General features: G+C 52.9%; 16 protein-coding genes. 9 read left to right on the forward strand and 7 right to left on the reverse strand.

Annotation, left to right across the window (positions count from 1 at the left end):
• The first annotated feature begins 6 nt into the window (after nt 1-6).
• The 8 genes from Pla144_RS02035 to Pla144_RS02070 all read left to right on the forward strand — a co-directional run bounded on the left by Pla144_RS02035 (nt 7) and on the right by Pla144_RS02070 (nt 6,961).
• A complete protein-coding gene (locus Pla144_RS02035; RefSeq protein ID WP_146447650.1) occupies nt 7-675 on the forward strand; it encodes an SGNH/GDSL hydrolase family protein in 669 nt (222 codons plus the stop codon).
• 3 nt (nt 676-678) lie between these two features.
• On the forward strand, nt 679-1,548 hold the full coding sequence (locus Pla144_RS02040; protein WP_146447651.1) for a class I SAM-dependent methyltransferase: 870 nt from the start codon (nt 679-681) through the stop codon (nt 1,546-1,548).
• A gap of 142 nt (nt 1,549-1,690) precedes the next feature.
• Nucleotides 1,691-2,494: a TrmH family RNA methyltransferase gene (locus tag Pla144_RS02045; RefSeq protein ID WP_146447652.1), complete on the forward strand. Its 804-nt coding sequence runs from the start codon at nt 1,691-1,693 to the stop codon at nt 2,492-2,494.
• A gap of 87 nt (nt 2,495-2,581) precedes the next feature.
• Complete coding sequence (locus tag Pla144_RS02050) at nt 2,582-2,785, forward strand: hypothetical protein (protein ID WP_146447653.1); 204 nt, start codon at nt 2,582-2,584, stop codon at nt 2,783-2,785.
• Nucleotides 2,786-2,818: 33 nt separating this feature from the next.
• Entirely contained in the window at nt 2,819-4,216 is a 1,398-nt protein-coding gene (locus Pla144_RS02055) for a glutamate decarboxylase (RefSeq protein ID WP_146447654.1), read from the forward strand.
• A gap of 22 nt (nt 4,217-4,238) precedes the next feature.
• On the forward strand, nt 4,239-4,451 hold the full coding sequence (locus Pla144_RS02060; RefSeq protein WP_146447655.1) for a hypothetical protein: 213 nt from the start codon (nt 4,239-4,241) through the stop codon (nt 4,449-4,451).
• Between the two features lie 43 nt (nt 4,452-4,494).
• The gene (locus Pla144_RS02065; protein ID WP_146447656.1) at nt 4,495-5,061 is read left to right on the forward strand and encodes a hypothetical protein; all 567 of its coding nucleotides are present in this window, start codon (nt 4,495-4,497) and stop codon (nt 5,059-5,061) included.
• Between the two features lie 58 nt (nt 5,062-5,119).
• Nucleotides 5,120-6,961, forward strand: a complete 1,842-nt coding sequence (locus Pla144_RS02070; protein WP_146447657.1) for an AI-2E family transporter — start codon at nt 5,120-5,122, stop codon at nt 6,959-6,961.
• Nucleotides 6,962-7,091: 130 nt separating this feature from the next.
• On the opposite strand, the gene Pla144_RS02075 is transcribed toward Pla144_RS02070, so the two are convergent.
• The 7 genes from Pla144_RS02075 to Pla144_RS02105 all read right to left on the reverse strand — a co-directional run bounded on the left by Pla144_RS02075 (nt 7,092) and on the right by Pla144_RS02105 (nt 16,696).
• Nucleotides 7,092-7,685: an erythromycin esterase family protein gene (locus tag Pla144_RS02075; RefSeq protein WP_146447658.1), complete on the reverse strand. Its 594-nt coding sequence runs from the start codon at nt 7,683-7,685 to the stop codon at nt 7,092-7,094.
• 467 nt (nt 7,686-8,152) lie between these two features.
• Nucleotides 8,153-8,839, reverse strand: coding sequence for a phytochelatin synthase family protein (locus Pla144_RS02080; RefSeq protein WP_146447659.1), 687 nt, complete (start codon nt 8,837-8,839; stop codon nt 8,153-8,155).
• Between the two features lie 32 nt (nt 8,840-8,871).
• A complete protein-coding gene (locus Pla144_RS02085; RefSeq protein ID WP_146447660.1) occupies nt 8,872-10,119 on the reverse strand; it encodes a hypothetical protein in 1,248 nt (415 codons plus the stop codon).
• Between the two features lie 66 nt (nt 10,120-10,185).
• Entirely contained in the window at nt 10,186-11,901 is a 1,716-nt protein-coding gene (locus Pla144_RS02090; protein WP_146447661.1) for an NAD-dependent malic enzyme, read from the reverse strand.
• Nucleotides 11,902-11,926: 25 nt separating this feature from the next.
• Nucleotides 11,927-13,675 carry a thiamine pyrophosphate-dependent enzyme gene (locus Pla144_RS02095; RefSeq protein WP_146447662.1) on the reverse strand — a complete coding sequence of 583 codons (1,749 nt, stop codon included), beginning with the start codon at nt 13,673-13,675 and terminating at the stop codon, nt 11,927-11,929.
• 59 nt (nt 13,676-13,734) lie between these two features.
• The gene (locus Pla144_RS02100; protein ID WP_146447663.1) at nt 13,735-15,006 is read right to left on the reverse strand and encodes an NAD(P)/FAD-dependent oxidoreductase; all 1,272 of its coding nucleotides are present in this window, start codon (nt 15,004-15,006) and stop codon (nt 13,735-13,737) included.
• Between the two features lie 79 nt (nt 15,007-15,085).
• Nucleotides 15,086-16,696, reverse strand: a complete 1,611-nt coding sequence (locus Pla144_RS02105; RefSeq protein ID WP_146447664.1) for an FMN-binding glutamate synthase family protein — start codon at nt 16,694-16,696, stop codon at nt 15,086-15,088.
• 293 nt (nt 16,697-16,989) lie between these two features.
• Here Pla144_RS02105 and Pla144_RS02110 point away from each other — a divergent pair, with 293 nt between their 5' ends.
• Nucleotides 16,990-17,607 (forward strand): MarC family protein, encoded by a 618-nt coding sequence (locus tag Pla144_RS02110; RefSeq protein ID WP_146447665.1) that lies wholly within the window; start codon nt 16,990-16,992, stop codon nt 17,605-17,607.
• Nucleotides 17,608-17,717 lie beyond the last annotated feature (110 nt).

Raw genomic sequence — 17,717 nt, forward strand, 5'->3', positions numbered from 1 at the left:
TCTTTCATGTTTATCCGCACCACGTTATTCAGCCTTTTTCTGCTATCGCACGGATTTGCCGCCATTTCTGCCGAAACAGGCCGCGATCCCACTCGCTTTCAGGCGGACATCGATTCCTTTGAGACGAATGATAATTCCAGCCCGCCCCGGCAGATCAAGGTTGTATTTGTCGGCAGTTCCAGCATACGGATGTGGAATCTGCAGAAGTCTTTCCCAGGAATGGAATTTCTCAATCGGGGCTTTGGCGGCTCAGAAATCGCCGATTCGACGCACTATTTCAATGAACTGATCGGCAAGCACCATCCAAGGCTCGTGGTGTTCTACGCTGGCGACAATGATGTTGCCGCCGGAAACACAGCCGAGCAAGTGCACGCCGATTTCAAAGAATTTGTGGAAACATTCAAGGCCGAACTACCGGATGCGAGTCTCGCTTACATCGCCATCAAGCCAAGCGTCGCGCGCTGGAGTATGGCCGATACGATGCAAAAAGCAAATACGCTAATCGCCGCCGACTGTGAGGCAGACGACCAACTCACTTTCATCGATGTCTGGCCGGTGATGCTTGGTGATGACGGCCAACCTCGCCCCGACATTTTTCTCGGAGATGGGTTGCACATGAACGACAAAGGGTACGAAATGTGGGCGGAGTTGTTGCAACCAATTCTTAAAAAATAACCAATGCCCAAGGATGAACCTACCTACGAACTAATCGACTTCGGCGACGGTCGCAAACTCGAACGCTTTGGGGCGTGGGTCTTGGATCGCCCCGCGCCAGGGGAGAACGGGCCTCCATCTCATCCCGACCTTTGGAAATCAGCGACGGCTCAATACACAGGAGGTCGTGCAACCGAAGGGACTTGGAAGCCGGCGATCAAGAAGTGGGCCGAATCTTCAGTTGACTTTCCGGTAAAGCTGGCTGAAGACGTGGACTTTCGAATATTGCTCTCGCCGCTCCCTTCGGGCCAGATCGGTGTCTTTCCGGAGCAACTGGGCAACTGGCAATGGATTGCGAAGCAGTCCATCAAGACGCCAGCGGCAAAGGTGTTGAATTTATTTGGTTACACGGGGGGAAGCACCCTCGCGGCAGCCGTGGCGGGGGCGGAGGTCACCCACGTCGACGCCGCCAAGAGTATGGTCGCCCGTGCAAGAGAAAACGCAGTACTCTCGGGACTCTCTGAGGCCCCAATCCGCTGGATCGTGGAAGATGCCGTCAAATTTTGCCAGCGCGAAGTCAAGCGTGGAAACTTCTATGATGCCGTGATCCTTGATCCCCCTAGTTACGGACATGGACCCAAAGGTGAAAACTGGTCAATCAAACGAGATCTCTTGCCGTTATTGAGTTTGTGCGGAGAACTCATGGCAGGTCATCCCAAGTTCGTTTTGCTGACTTGCCACACTCCAGGTATGGGCGCTGCAGAATTGAGCGCCTATTTATCCGACGGACTATTTGGACACTGTGGTCAGCCCCCCGAGTGCGGTAGGCTTAACCTGAAGACATCTGGGGATCGAAAGCTGGTGAGCGGAGAATTCGCCCGCTGGCCTGGGTAAGAGATTAGCCGCGGAAAACGCGGAATTGCCAGATTATCGCGGATAAGAAAGAGACTATTCAAATAAAGCCACATCGGAGTTCCATCATAAACAAATCTGATTCAATCCGCCCCATCCGCGTTAATCCGTGATCTATTTCCTCATGAATCCTCGCCACGAAATTACCAGTCGGCAGAACGAGCGGGTGAAGCATGCCGCCAAGTTGCGTGATGCGCGGCAGCGGACGAAACAGGGGCGATTCATTATCGATGGCGTGCGCGAGATTGGCCGTGCACTCGATGCGGGGATCGGACTCGCTGAAGTGTTTCTTTGTCCCCAGATGTGCAGTTCACCTGCTGCACAAGAACTTCTCTCGCGTTTGGACCACTCAGGAGCTGTTGTAGCCGAGGTCACGGGCGACGTGTTTGAGAAACTCGCCTTTGGCGGGCGGAGCGATGGTGTGGTGGTCGTCGCTAACACGCCCGACCGAAATATCGACTCGCTTGAACTCCCCGCAAACGCACTTGTCGTCGTATTGGAGCGACTCGAAAAACCGGGCAATGTCGGCGCTATCCTTCGCTCTGCCGACGGGGTAGGGGTCGATGCGGTAATCGTCGTCGATCCGCAGACCGATCTCTTTAATCCCAATACGATTCGAGCCAGCGTGGGGACCGTGTTCTCCAGGCAGATTTATACAGCTACAACAGAACAAACGCTGGCTCGGCTCCGCCATTGGGGAGTTTGCCTGTTCGCCGCCCGACCAGAAGCAGAGCTCATTTACACCGAAATTGACTTCTCCCAGAGTACTGCCATCGTGTTAGGCAGCGAGGCGACGGGGCTGTCCTCCGCTTGGCAACAGGCCGATGTGAAGGGTATTCGGCTTCCCATGAAGGGGATTGCCGATAGCTTGAACGTGTCAACAACAGCTGCAGTGCTGCTCTATGAAGCTCGCCGCCAGCGAGAATGAGAATTCCCTTTTGATAATATGATTAGTATATTGTCTCCAGTAGATTGGTTTTTAGCGATGCCTTAGTTCAAATTAGAAAGTTGATTCATGACTCAACATAATCACGATCACAAACACTCAAACTCCCATAATCACCAAAAGTCGTCCTCTGGCGGAGGAATCCATCGCGATTGGCGATTCTGGGGGGTAATTGCCATGCTGGCAGCCATCGCCATTTACGTATTCAGCATGGATGAATCGCTTGAACCGGAAGGCGACGGCCAGCAAGTCCCGGCAGCAGACGCTTTGTAGGATTGTAGGACCAGGTTAAAGAGATCGCACATCATGTTGCACAAACAGAAAACACTCACCGCTGCGGCCTACCACGATCAGAGTCTCGTTCCCATTTACAGTCGGCACGCAATGCAGGAGCCGATCCCTAAGTACGAGCTTCCGCCAGGGGAGTTAGATCCTGAGGCGGCCTACAACCTAATTCACGATGAATTGATGCTCGACGGCAATGCGCGCCTCAATTTGGCGACGTTTGTCACGACCTGGATGGAACCGCAGGCTGAAAAGCTGATGGCGGAAACGTTCGACAAGAATATGATCGACAAGGACGAGTATCCGTTCACGGCCATGTTGGAAGAGCGGTGCGTCAATATAGTTTCGCATCTATTTCACGCGCCTGGAACTGGTGTGGGCGCGTCGGCCATAGGTTCGTCCGAAGCGGTCATGCTGGCGGGGATGGCATTCAAATGGCGTTGGCGAGAGCGGATGAGAGCCCTGGTTAAACCGACTGATAAGCCCAACATCGTCATGGGAAATAACGTACAGGTCGTCTGGGAGAAGTTTGCCCGCTACTGGGAGGTCGAACCTCGCTACATCGAAATGGAACCGGGGCAGTATACAATCACACCTGAAGCCGTCCTGAACGCTGTCGACGAAAACACGATTTGCGTCGTGGCTATATTGGGGGTGACCTATACGGGAGAATTTGAACCAGTCGAAGCAATTCATGAGGCGCTGGTCGGTCACAACGCAAAGACGGGACAAGATATTCCCATTCACGTTGACGCGGCCAGTGGCGGTTTTGTGGCACCCTTTCTGCAGCCTGACTTGAAATGGGATTTTCGCTTGCCTCTCGTCAAGTCGATCAACGTCTCAGGTCATAAGTACGGATTGGTTTATCCGGGCGTCGGCTGGGTGGTGTGGCGATCGCAAGAAGAATTGCCGGAGGAACTGATCTTCCACGTCAACTATTTGGGGGGTGACATGCCTACTTTCACTCTCAATTTCTCTAGGCCGGGTAATCAGATCGTCGGTCAGTATTACAATTTTCTTCGCCTTGGACGCCAAGGCTACACGCAAGTCATGCGATCGATGCAGGATACTGCCGTCTATTTGTCTAGCGAGATCGAAAAGCTAGGAACATTCGAATTACTCAGCCGGGGTGATACTATTCCGGTCTTTGCCTTTAACCTTAAGAATTCAGATCGCTACACAGTGTTTGATCTTTCCGAAAAGCTGCGAGAACATGGTTGGCAGGTTCCGGCTTATACGATGCCACCTAAGGTCGAAAAATTGGCCGTCATGCGTATTTGTGTTCGCGAGGGTTTTAGTCGCAATCTGGCGGATATGCTGCTGGCCGACCTCAAAACTGCGGTCGCATACTTTGAAAATCAAAAAGAATTCAAGTCGCCGCACCTGGGCCGACATGGCAAAGTTCACAAAAACTGTTGAAACCGTCGAGGTGGGAATCATAATGTCGAATGACAATAACGAAAACTGGGGCAAGTGCCCGAAATGTGGATCGCCCGTGTTGATCGATCCCGTGACCTCTCAAATGGAACCTTGCAGCAACTGTCTCTCTGAAGCCTCGCCGGTGGGACTGTTGACCGGTACCGTTGGCATCCTTTTGGCTCTCGTAGTTGTGGCTCTAGTTTTATTCTTTAGCCTTCGCTTACTGCTCGGCTAGCGCCAGCGTTAGATATCAGAGGCCTCACTTAAGGACCAGAACATTGGACGAACATCAAGAACCCGCTATCCAGATGGACACGAGTACTCCTCTTGTCGGCAAGAAAAACCACCATATAAAAATTTGGACTTTCTGTGCGATGCTTGGATTGGCACTTGTTGGCCTTGGTTTGACCATGTCGATGGATCGAGGATGCGGGAAGTATTGGATTTTTCTTTTGGTCTTCTATGGTGGCGTGAGTGTGTTTTGGGCATGGCAGCACGCGAGAAAGAATCACGAGCCCGTGTGGAGAATGATCCGCGCACAAGTATTTCACTGGAGCAGCGTATTTGTTGCCTTTGCGGTTCTCGCTTTTTTTGAGAAGACCGAGCTAATCAACAGCGTGGCCGCTTCCAATGTTGCATTGCTAATCCTGGCATTGGCTTGCTTTCTGGCAGGAGTGCATTTCGAATGGACGTTTTTACTCTTAGGCGTCGTGCTGACCATAATGGCATTGTCTATAGGCTATTTAGAGAAATATCTCATATGGCTCATCATGCTTCCGGTCATTATCACGGCTGGCTGGGTCTTTGTCCTGCTTCGAAAACGTCACGCCTCTGCAGACGGCTGAATCGGCTCAAACTGCCGATTGACACTTCCATGGACAACTCTTGCCAGAGGTAAAAATCATGTCAGATGGCTCAATCGCGACGTGGTTATCCCGCAATCATTGGCAGAAATGGTTGATCTGGGCCCTGTTTATTTTCTTGGCCTACGAACTGCGTGATTTCTTTTTTGTGGCGTTCGTGACGTTCCTGCTTTGCTATCTGGTAAGAACTGTCGTCGGGACTTTATCCGAGCGACTATCCCCGGGACAGCCCAAGGTGTGGCTCGACCGCACATTAACCATGGCAACCTTTGTAGTCATGGTCTGCCTGCTATTTGGTGTGGCTTCATGGATTGGGCCGCGTTTTGTCCAGCAATGCCGCGCGTTAATCGCTCGGCAACAGCAGATCGATCCCCAGGCGGCGTTTCAATCCCTACTCGACCGTACCGTCGGCTCGGTGTTGATGCGTCGCGAATATGGTGGCAATACCAGTGAGCGGTATAAGACCGCTTTGGAGAACTATCAGAACGAAGGGCGCCACGGCGAGGGGTGGTATGCACAGTTTCCCGCGCTGGACTCCCACCTCAAGTCCGGGTTCGAGGCACAATTTGAGCAGGCTGAACGGGAACGGATCGACAGGCAGGTACGCGGAGGCACAAAGGTCGGCAATCAATTCGATCAGTGGTTTCTGCGGGTCAAGGCCCCGGAACTCTTTGCCCAGCGACGTGAGACCTACCTCGCGCAGTGGGCTGCCGAGCAAACTAAACAGCCGAATAGAGAAGACGAAACGAAACCGATACCAGAAGACCACTTTCAACAAACGCGAGATGAGGCAATTCGACAGCGTATCCTAGGGGACGTCAAAGCCGACCCTGTGACGTTCGCGGATCTGAAAAACCAATGGGAACAATCCCTAGTCGCTCTGCAATGGCTGACTTTCGTCCAGTCTCCAAAGTATCAGCAAGCCTTCCGCGATTACTACCAGCAGCGCCACGAGGAAAATCCCGTTGGCATCCCCTTTTCTTACGATATTTATCTAGAATTGAGAGAGGCTTACCCAAATGGCAAGAATGCGTTTGCCAAAGTGGTGCAAAGATCTCTGCCATCTAAATCTAAGGAGAGCGCAGCACAGCTACGTCAGGATTTCGAAATGGCCACGCGCGAGCAGCTCACCAGCCAGTGGTGGAAAAATGATCCTACGGCAGCTGCCCTGCGTGAACATGCCAGTGAAGACTTGCCAAGGGTAGTCGGAGCAGTCAGCGCGCGGCTGGAACAACTGCTTAGCCGTCTTCTAACATTGCCTACCCAATTGGCGACTGCCATGTTGCTGACGCTATTTATCTGTTTCGACATGCTGCATCTGCGGGAAGGCCTCGGCCGACTGCGCGAGTCCCGCATCGGCAATTTCTATGACGAAATCGTGCCGGGACTCATCGTGTTTGCCCGGTTGATCGGTCGCTCGTTCTCGGCTCAGGCATTGATTGCCGTCTTCAACACTCTGCTGTCTTTACTGCTACTCTGGTTTCTCGGCATCGAAAACGAATTACTCCTCTGCATGTTTGTTTTCGTCGGGAGTTTCATCCCAGTGCTAGGTGTATTGCTTTCTAGCATTCCGATTACCATTCAGGCCTTGCTGCAGCCCGATGGGTCGATTGGACTTGCCATCCAAGCAATCGCCGGGATCCTGCTGATCCACATGATCGAAACCAGCTTTCTCAGCCCCAAGATAGTCGGCAAGGTCCTGCACCTCCACCCGGTGATGGTGCTGGTGATCCTGGCGATCGGAGAACACTTCTTCGGCCTCTGGGGGTTATTGCTCGGAGTGCCAGTTGCTGTTTACCTCATACGGGTCGTTATCCTGAAAGAACCGATCCCAGGTATTTATGAACCTGCGCGGGATAGTTCCGCTCATCAAGTTGGTTGAAATCGGGGCAACGCCTGGTTTTGTGGATTTTTTCGCTAGGCCGCTTCGGCGTTTCACGCTGAACGCATTTGATACCCTGGTGACAACAGGCTGATATGGATTGTTTCAGGCCGTTTTGAACGGGATTTAGTTAGTGGCGAGCAGGAGTGGCAGCGGTAATCTTCCCTACGTACAAGATTCCACTGTATCCGTTAGTTGGCCGATCAAAAAGCTCTAAGAAGGGTGTCTCACCACGGTCTTCCCCCGACATGTTTGTCGGTCCCACACCCCTATCGGTTGATACCCAGGCTTCGCCTCCTGAGGTCAGCGTGTTCAGGCTAATCACATCTGGCAGCATTTGTTTTAAATGCTTGCTCATCGGCTCGTATTCGTCATCCCAAGGCATTCCTTTTTTTAAGCTCGCGTGAACATTCCCGACGAGAACAACAATATTTGCACCAGGGCTTTCATTCGCTACAGCGACTACGTTTTCTGCCATGACTTTGTCACGTTTGCGAGCAAAATCGAGAGCTTTACTTGGAGTAAAACCTTCCTTGCTTGGGTCTGGAATTTCTGAAGGGTCGATATCAATTGCTGCTACATTCAAATCGTGACCCTCTTGAATAAGTCGTCTACACAATTCAAGCAGGGAAAAATGGCCTTTTCCCGCCCTGCCGTCCTTGCTTGACCAATGAGAGCTTGAAAGAACTGCACTAACTGCTTCCTTGCCTCCATCGCTTTTCAAGGATGTCTTTAGTCGCTGCTCTTCAGTCTTTGGAATCTCCAGACACAAGACGGTCTTTGAGTCTGAGGACGCAGAACGAACAAGAACTGCGACTAGTAGAGGGATTTCCATTGTGCCATGTGTCTCTCCGACCACAATGTAATTTGGCTGTTTTGCCAATACAGGAGCGGTTCCTTGGATATGTCCATTCAATGGGAAATCTATGGTCTCTTTGCAATAAGCATACGACAAGTGAAACTGTAGCATCGCGGGAATCATTGCAAACGTGAAAGCGATAGCCTGTAAGCTCATGACGCAACCTTAAGGTTAGGAGTCTGTGTTCGACAATCACAAGTCTAGCCGCACAATTTCCTATTCGGATAGGCCGAATTCCCGATGGTGCAAAACGGTCAAGAAGACCTAAGAAATAGAGCTGAGGTATTGCTAGCAAAGTCGACTGAGGTTCTCCACAGAATCTGCGTTCAACTTCATCGTTTGATGCTACTTGACGATTCGAAAACATCTCGAATTTCGGGGATCTGCTGCTCGACAACCAGGAACCCGCGACTCTTTCCTGAACTCGCATCGACGTCAGTCATCGCATGGTACAACATCGCACTCTTAACCCAGCAGGGAGGCAATTTGTACCGTGCCACGTCCATGAGCAAGAACCGGTCCTCGCCGGAATGATATGCGGACAGTGGCGAAAAATGGCCGTTGCCCTTCTGATGCAGCGTCTGCCGATTGAAATCAACAATTACCCGCTGGTTCGGCGACTTCAACGACTCAACGAGCAGATGGCGACAAAGCTCCTCGTCGATCGAGTCTACGAAATACACTTCAACTTTCACATCGAAACAACACAAGATACTCGCCAGTTGCTCCAGGGAATTGCCACCCTTTTCGACGTCGAGTGGACGGCGGTGATGCAAGACCTCGTCAGTGAAAAGGTTATCCTGGGTGAACATCTTGTACGGATAGATCTGCGGCTCATCAGGGGCATCGACACCGAGCGAATTCAACACGGTGACTCCGCTCGCGACGCCGCAGTAAGTCAGAAACTTCTCGCTGATGAAGTAGCGGCAAAGTGTCCAGAAGTGTCCTTTAATATCCGACCCTTGGAACAGCGCGGCGCCTTCCTCAGTATCGAAGTAGACGGGAATATCATCTGGCATACACGTCGCCCTCGTCGCTCTGAATGGGAACTTCAGTCAAACACGTGGCCGTGCTGATATCGTTCGTCGTCACCAGCCGCCTTGGTCAACGAGGCGACATTCTGTTTCGTAAAGAAGCCCGTGAATTCATGGCATCGCTCGACGTACTCTGTGATTAAGATAGAGAACTGGGAATGCTTGGAGAATATCTGCTTCAGATCTGGATCGTCCTGGCACTCACCGACGACATTAGCCAGGAACGGAATCTTTAGCTCTGCCAATTTGCCCACCACGTAGTCGACATTCTTGACCCCCGACGGATGATCGCCATCATAGACTTCGATAGCGATATGATGCATCCTGCGGCCAAAGTTCCGCACGAAATCCTCTGTCGGCATCGGTAGATTCTCGAACGAATTGATGAACGAGGGGGTATTGTTGGCAGTAAACACCTTGGCTGGGGACTGCTTGTCGTCTTTCACATTGTGATTGCGATTCACATTGGTTGAAGAATTCATGTCTGCAATGTTGTAGGCACCCCAGAAATAGTAATTCGACATCGTCAGGAATTCGAGAATCGCATCTTCGCGCTCACCCGCCAGGATCCGCGTTGCCATGTGGTCGATGCCAGCCAGCAATTCGTTGACGCCGTTATCGCGCCCAATAGCATCTTGCCGTTCCAGGATAGCAAGCTGCTCGGAGGTGAGATGGAATCGCTGGCCAATGCGAAGAGCGTCGTAATCCTCCATTTCAAAGCTGGTGTAGCCGATCCGATTGTAGGTGAAATCCGAAGGGAAGGAGAAGCTGAAATGGTCGTTCGCCAAAAAGCTATTCTCAATCTCACCCGGATAGTGGAAGCGAATATTGTGTGATTCTAGCGTCTTGCGGGATTCTGCCATGTCGCTGGTATGGAAGATCTCGCCGATGTAACGGGCATTGGGCTTAGTGCTGGCCAATGGATACATCATGTTCAGTCGTTTGATGTCGTCCTCATATGCGGAGTTGAGTGGCTCGAGCACAAAGAATCGCGGAAATTCTGGCTTTGAAGTGAGGACATATATTTTGTGTGTGTCATTAATATACGCGGCCGTAAACCGATAGGGACCCATCAAGTAGAGCTCCGCCATGTACTTAATCGCGTCACCGGTCTCCACCTGGACGACCACTCCGCACATATTTCCCAACATCTCATCGAGGCCACTCGAGGAGCGCCGCTCGTAAATCTTCAGCCGATATTCTTCAAAGAAGGCCGAGTTCTTTTTGTCACCTTCCGGCTGGTAGTTTAGAATGTCGAAGCTCATATCCTTATCTCCGGGTCAGTATCTGTGGGGGTTTGTAGCGACAATCGCAACTAAGGACCGCAATCGCTACGCTTGATGTCGCTTGAAGGGCAAGTATTCTGGCGACCAAGTGATCTCATCAATTCGTTTCTCAAGTTCCGCGAGGGTTGTCTTCTCAGCGACCCCCTGTTTCTGGGCTTCCGCTCCGACAGCGATGGCAATCTGCCGGGCAATCTGTCGCAAGTCTTCCAGTCGCGGGAGCAGCGGTGCCTGCGGATCTATGAGTGCCTGCGAACCATCTTTGAGTGCTATCGCTGCGGCCATAAACATCTCGTCGGTGACGCGGCTCGCCTTCGCCGCGAGGATTCCGAGGCCCATTGCGGGAAAAATATAGCTGTTGTTGCACTGGGCAATGGGAATCTCACGACCCTTATACGGCACCGGATCAAAGGGACTCCCGGTGGCGATCAGCGCGCGACCATCTGTCCAGTCAATGACGTCTTTCGGCAAGGCCTCACACCGCGAAGTGGGATTCGACAGTGGGAATATTATGGGACGCTCGCAATTCTCTGCCATACTGCGGACAACGTCTTCGCCAATTGCGCCCGGCTGTCCGGTAACCCCGACCAGGATCGATGGTTTAGCATTCTTCACCGTGTCAAGCAGAGTGATCTCTTGGTCGGCGGCAATGCCCCAGTCGGACAAGCTCGCCAGTTTCTGTTCAAACGCGCGTTTGTAGGGAGCCAGGTCCGTCCGACCATCGTGGATCAGCCCGTGACTGTCGATCACAAAGAATCTAGATCTCGCCTCCGCTTCGCTCAGCCCTTCTTTCATCATGGCCGCGACTAACTGATAGCTGATCCCGATTCCAGCCGATCCGGCACCGAGCATCACCACACGCTGATCTTCTAAAGCACGTCCGGTCGCAGCCACTGCGGCGAGAATCGTGCCGGAGGTGACGGCGGCTGTACCTTGGATGTCGTCGTTGAAAGTGCAGAGTCGGTCTCGGTAGCGAGCCAAGATGGGCGACGCATTCTTCGAGGCAAAGTCCTCGAACTGCAACAGCACGTTGGGAAAAGCCCGCATCACGGCGGTGACAAACGTCTCAACGAAGTCATCATATTCTTTGCCAGTGATTCGCTCGTGCCGCCAGCCAATATACTCAGGGTCGCTCAGCCGCTCGGGGTTGTTGGTACCGACGTCCAGTGTGATCGGCAGGGTCGTGGCGGGATGAATACCGCCGATGGCGGTGTAGAGCGACAACTTGCCGATGGGAATCCCCATCCCGCCAGCGCCCTGATCACCCAGACCGAGAATCCGTTCCCCATCGGTGACGACGATCACCTCCACGCCAGGAAGCGCACAATTGGCAAGAATCTCGTCCACATGGTCGCGCTCAGGATACGAAATGAACAAACCTCGCGGTCGCCGGTAGATGTGACTAAATTTCTGGCAAGCCTCACCCACGACGGGGGTATAAATGATCGGCAGCATCTCGGCGATGTGATCTAGAATCAACCGATAGAACAGCGTTTCGTTTTCATCTTGCAAATTGCGGAGGTAAACGTGCTTTGCCAGATTCGACGTTTGTTGACCGAATGCTTCATAGCAGCGAGACACTTGCTGCTCAATGTCCTCGATGTCCGGAGGTAGCAGGCCCATCAAGCCTAGCTCGTGCCGTTCTTTTTCGCTGAAAGCCGTTCCTTTGTTGAGCAAAGGTTGCTCAAGCAGTTCCTGCCCAGTTACGGAGACCTCCACGACTTTCGCCCGTCGCAACCGCGCCTTGGTTGTCTTGATATCCATGATTCATTTCTGACTATTAGATTGACTACAGGGGAAAATTGGCCTTGAATTCTTCTTTCCATCCCTCCCATTGAGCATGATCACCTTCGAGACCCAGCAGAGCCTCTTTCGCTTTCGACATACCAAAACCCCAGGCCTCTTCCATGGTGATCGTGGGGGGCATGGTCAATTCACCAGGACTAACGACCGCGTCAATGACAAACGGTTTGTCCGAAGCAATCGCTTGCTCGACGGCCGGCACGATGTCCTTGGCGTGTTCGACGCGCACTCCGTCACCCCCGCACACTTTTGCATATTCGGCAAAATTCGGATTAAGAAGCCCCGTCGCAGCGGGATAGAGAGGCAGACCAGAGACCTCCATTTCCATCTTCACAAACCCAAGTTCACTGTTATTGAACACGATCACTTTGAGCGGCAAATTGAATCGCACCGCCGTGACAAAATCTTGCATAGCCATGCCAAAGCCACCGTCCCCACACAGCGCCCACACTTGTCGCTGGGGATCAAGTGCCGATGCTCCTATCGCAATGGGAAAACCCGCACCAAGTGAGCCATGATTGAACGAACCCAACATGCGACGACCGCCGCTCAATCGCACCTGCCGCGCGGTCCACACAGTGCATTCCCCCACATCCACACAAAATATGGCATCGCTCGAGGCACGATCGCTGATCGCCTTGGCGAACAGTTGAGGATGCAGCGGCTCATCGGTTCGCGACAAGTCGGCTTGCTCGTCCATCTGCTTGAGCCACTTGTCACGCATTTTGCCCAGATGCTGGAGAAACTTCTCGGACTGTCCGTTCTTGATTCGCGGTGCCAATTCCTCAAGTGTTTCCTTAACGGTTCCCATGAGACCCAGCGTGATCGGCGCCCGGCGTCCGAGATTCTCGACCTTGTAGTCGACCTGCACGATCTTGATACCGTCGGGAATAAAACCATCATAGGGAAAGTTGGTGCCCAACATGACCAGTACGTCGCAGTCCCAGACGGCGTGATAGCCTGCCGGATTTCCGATTAGGCCCGTTAGCCCAACGACATTGCCGTCACCATAGTCAAAGATGTCCTTGGCCCGCAGAGTGTGGACGATCGGTGCCTTGAGTTTCTCTGCGAGCGCAAGCACTTCGTCCTTCGCTTCTCGACAGCCGACGCCGCAGAAGAGCGCCACGCGATTTCCCTCGTTGATAATCTTTGCCGCCTTGTCCAACTCCGCAGATGGAGGCAACATGCTCGGCCTGCTGCTGACCAACGGGTGCATAAAGTGCTGGTTCTTCACCTCGGCGGTTGTCACATCGATGGGCAACTCGATCCGCGTGGCGGTTCGTTCGAGAAGCGCTTTTTGCACGGCGATTTCCGCCAGCCGTGGCATTTGTGTTGGTGAATTGATCACGGCTTGATACGAACAGATGTCATCGAACATCTTCGAGAGGTTTACTTCCTGGAAGTAGTTCGAGCCACGTTCGCCGTGGGCTACCTGACCGGTAATCGCAAGTACTCCGGCGCATTCCTTCTTGGCGTTGTAGAGACCATTGATCAGGTGCAAAGCCCCAGGCCCCACGGTACCGGCGCACACCCCGATGCCACCCGTCAATTCTGCTTGAGCGTAGGCAGCATACGCGGCATTCTCTTCGTGCCGCACCCCGATCCAGCGAAACCGTTTGTCCGTACGAATCGCTTCCAGGAAAGCATTCAAGGCGTCGCCCGTGACGCCGAAAATATCTCGTACACCAACTCCGGCCAGAATATCGAGCAGATTTTCGCAGACGTTTTGACTCATTGTGTTTTCCTAACTAAAGAGTGCCTCTTGCGGCTTAGCGGTGACAGTCGATTTTTACATCAAAGACTCTCCTCATGCTCCTCATCACTAAGAATAATTCGCTTTCCACGTTTGTTTGTCAGCAAGTTCCAACCCCAGTCGACAAAGACGCTTGTCTTCTCTTCAGCATTACTTAAGAGACTCAGGTGAATGCCTAACCAAGCCAACCAGGCTACACGGCCGGTTAATGTTCCCCCCGTGGGTAATTCTACTACCGCCGCCCCGCGAGCGACTTGGGCCATGGTTCCCTTGTCATGGTAGTGAAACGGTTTGACTGGTTTTCCCTCGACGAGGTGCGCGATTGTCTCACCAACATAGTGACCAGCCTGTAGAGCAACAGCCGCCAGCCCCGGCAGGGGTTTATCTGTCTTGGCGTCCATCGTTGATGCGATATCGCCGATTGCAAATACGCCGGGGTGATCTTTAACTTGCAGGTCGGGCCCCACGGGCACTCGGCCTCCCGGCGCAAGTTCAATACCCAGAGATGCGGCAATTGGGTTGGCCTGCAACCCCGCAGCCCACACCAGGGTATGCGTCTTTACTTTTTCACCACTAGCGAGCGTGATTTCGCTCGGCCCGACTTCTGCCACGCCGCAGCTCGTCTGTACTTCGACACCCCGCTCTTCCAGCGTTTTCTGTGCATAATCGCGCAGCTTCGGCTTGAACGGGGCCAAGAGATGTGGTGAATGTTCGTAAACGATAACCTGCGCCTCATCGATCGGCAGATTAGGGTAATCTGCTTTTAACTCGGTGTGCAGTAATTCCGCCAATGCCCCGGCAAGCTCAGTCCCCGTCGGTCCGCCACCGATAATGCAAAAATTTAGCGCCCCATCATCTACCAAAGCCGGGTTCTTATCGACGGCCTCCAGCGTCTTGAGAATATGATCGTGCAACCGGATCGCATCGTTCATCGTGTAAAGCGGCAACGCGTACTCGGCAGCGCCCGGGGTGCCGTGGAAATTGACCAACGCACCCAGCGCCAACACAAGATAGTCATATTCCAGAGGCGGCATTCCGTCGACGACAACCTGCTTCTTGGCGAGGTCAACGCTCTGCACCGTGCAGTTATGAAACGCCACATTATCATGCCGATGCAGTAGCTCCCGAATCGGATACCCCACGGCCGTCGGTTCCAGTTCCTGGGTGGCGACCTGATAGAGCAGTGGCTGAAAAGTGTGGTAGTCATGCTTATCGATGATCGATATCCGCACCGCGGCGTCTCGCAGCTTTAGTGCCGCCCCCACGCCTCCAAACCCAGCTCCCAAGATGACAACATGCGGCGTTCCAGCCATGACAACTTTTCTCCTACCGGTGTTCAATCCCTGCGAGATATAAAATAGCTGACTCGGTCACCTTAATTCGAAAGAACGGCTATTTTAATGCTACCGTAGATGCCTGACTCTTAAACGTGTCCGCGGAAGCAGCGGCCCAGCCCTTGTCAAAGAGCGGGTGATCGGTGCCACCCTTCAGCAATGCTCCGCTTTCTAAAAACCGGTAGGCGTCCCCGTAGGTCATCACTTGGATGGGCGTGATGCGTTTGGAGACGTGATGAGGCTTGAGTTCATTGGGGCTGTCGAGTCCCATAGCTGCCACCAGTTCGGAGAAGGCTTCCATCGTATTTGTGTGAAAACGGTAGACTCGTTCGGACTTGTCCCCCACGTCGAGAGCCCGATAGCGCCCTGGGTCCTGGGTCGCAACACCCACGGGGCACTCGTTCGTGTGACACGTCTGAGCCTGGATGCAGCCCACAGCCATCATGAAACCCCGCGCCACATTACACCAATCTGCACCGATCGAGACGTTTCGAATTATCTGAGCGGCCGACGTAACTTTGCCGGCACAGGCGATTTTGATTTTGTCCCGCAAGCCGCAACCCACAAGAGCATTGTGGACGAAGATCAGACCCTCGACCAATGGTGCCCCCATACTGTTGCTGAATTCGAGTGGGGCGGCACCAGTGCCTCCTTCGCCTCCATCGACGTTGATAAAGTCGGGTGTGATCCCTGTTTCCAGCATGGCCTTACAAATCGCCATGAATTCGTGCGGCTGGCCGATGCAGAGCTTGAAGCCAACCGGCTTCCCTCCACACAACTCACGAAGTTGTTTGATCCACTCACACAATTCGCGCGGAGTAGAAAAAGCAGAATGGCCCGGTGGTGAAATGCAATCTTGCCCCATGGGGACTTTGCGCGTCTGAGCAATTTCCGGCGTGATCTTGGCTGCTGGCAAGACGCCCCCATGCCCCGGCTTGGCGCCCTGGGAGATCTTAATCTCAATCATCTTCACTTGTTCATCCACAGCTTGCTCGGCAAACAGGTCCGCATTAAAAGTCCCGTCGTCATTTCGGCAGCCGAAATAGCCAGTCCCAATTTGCCAGACGACATCACCACCTGGTTTGCGGTGGTAAGGACTAAAGCCTCCCTCTCCGGTCCAGTGAGCAAACTCTGCCTTCTTCGCTCCCGCATTCAGTGCCAGGATGGCATTCGGGCTAATAGCGCCAAAGCTCATCGAAGAAACATTCAACAGCGAACACGAGTACGGCTTCTTGCAATCAGGACCACCAACGAGGGTCCTGAAATGGGTTTTGCTCTTCGGACGCGGTGCGATCGAGTGAGAGCACCATTCGTATTCATCAGAGTACACGTCCAACTCCGTGCCGAACGGTTTAAGCCCTTCGATATTCTTCGAGCGTTCGTAGACCAGCGAACGATCATCACGATTGAATGGCCGCCCATCGATATCGCTTTCAATGAAGTACTGATGCATCTCCGGTCGAATTGACTCAAACAGAAACCGGAAATGAGCAAGTATTGGATAATTCCGGAGAATGCTGTGCCGTGTCTGTGCGAGATCGTAGAGGCCTACAAGTGCCAGCGGCCCAAAGATGATCAATGCCCAGTAGAATGGGACGGCCACGGTAGCACCCAAGAGGATACTCAACGCAACGCCGACCGAGGCCACGATCAATCCAAGATATCGCACTTAATGTAAGCTCCCATTGTTCAGCTTCCCAGTGGAAACCCAGTCTGCATTTGGCACATGAAAACTTTAGTCCGACGCTAGAAGAGTTCAGCGCCGAGCGACCCAAAGTCATATTGTCAAGAAACCATGCTATTGAATCTCCCAACAGTAGTCAATCAACGGCTGAAGGCTTTTGGTGATATACAAACATATACTTTTTCTTGCTAAACACGATTCACGTTTGTTATCATCTGAATCACAGTAAGCACAGCGACAGCAAAGCAACATCTTCCTTTTGACGGAGAACTCAACTCTTGGATCTTCAACTGCAGGCCATTGCGACCATACTTGCCCTGGTGAATCCCGTGATGTGCGGGGCAATCTTTATGCAGGTCGAGGGAGACCGTCCTCGCCGTGCACTTGTAATCGACGCGACCATGGCAACTCTTACCGTACTTGTGATTCTCGCGCTGGCGGCATTGGTCGGTACCAAAGTCTTGCATCTGTTTGGTGTTTCCTTAGACGCTTTTTCTGTAGCAGGCGGAGGAGTGTTGTCTTGGATAGGGTTTTCGATGCTCAGTGGTAACTCAAGCTCCAAGCAACCTGCACAAGAGGATGCAATCAACCAAAAGGTTTCGCTCGCACCACTCATTCTCTTCGCCGCCAGTCCAGGCACAATTACCGGAGTTATCACCCTCGCCGCCGCTCATGCGAAAGAATCATTCCCAGTTACTGCTCTGGTTGCTGTTGCTGTTGCCACGTTCGGCATGTGGCTGGGAATCCTGCTGGCAATCTCAATGGGCCGCCACGCCAGCAAGGGTGGTTTTGTCCACGACACAGTAACCCGCTTTATGGGCCTGATCGTGATTGCGATGGGAGTCCAGTTTATTCTCACGGGGATTCGAGCATTCTTTGCCTCTACAAGTCTCTAATCCGTAGCTTTCATTCAGTTACGGCTCGGAGCGAATTGAGAAGGGGATACACCGAGCCCCAACTCCCAGGCTACCCAGTTTATCTATTGCAGTATTCTGTGGTGCGATCT

The sequence above is a fragment of the Bythopirellula polymerisocia genome, assembly GCF_007860015.1.
Classification (GTDB): Bacteria; Planctomycetota; Planctomycetia; order Pirellulales; family Lacipirellulaceae; genus Bythopirellula; species Bythopirellula polymerisocia.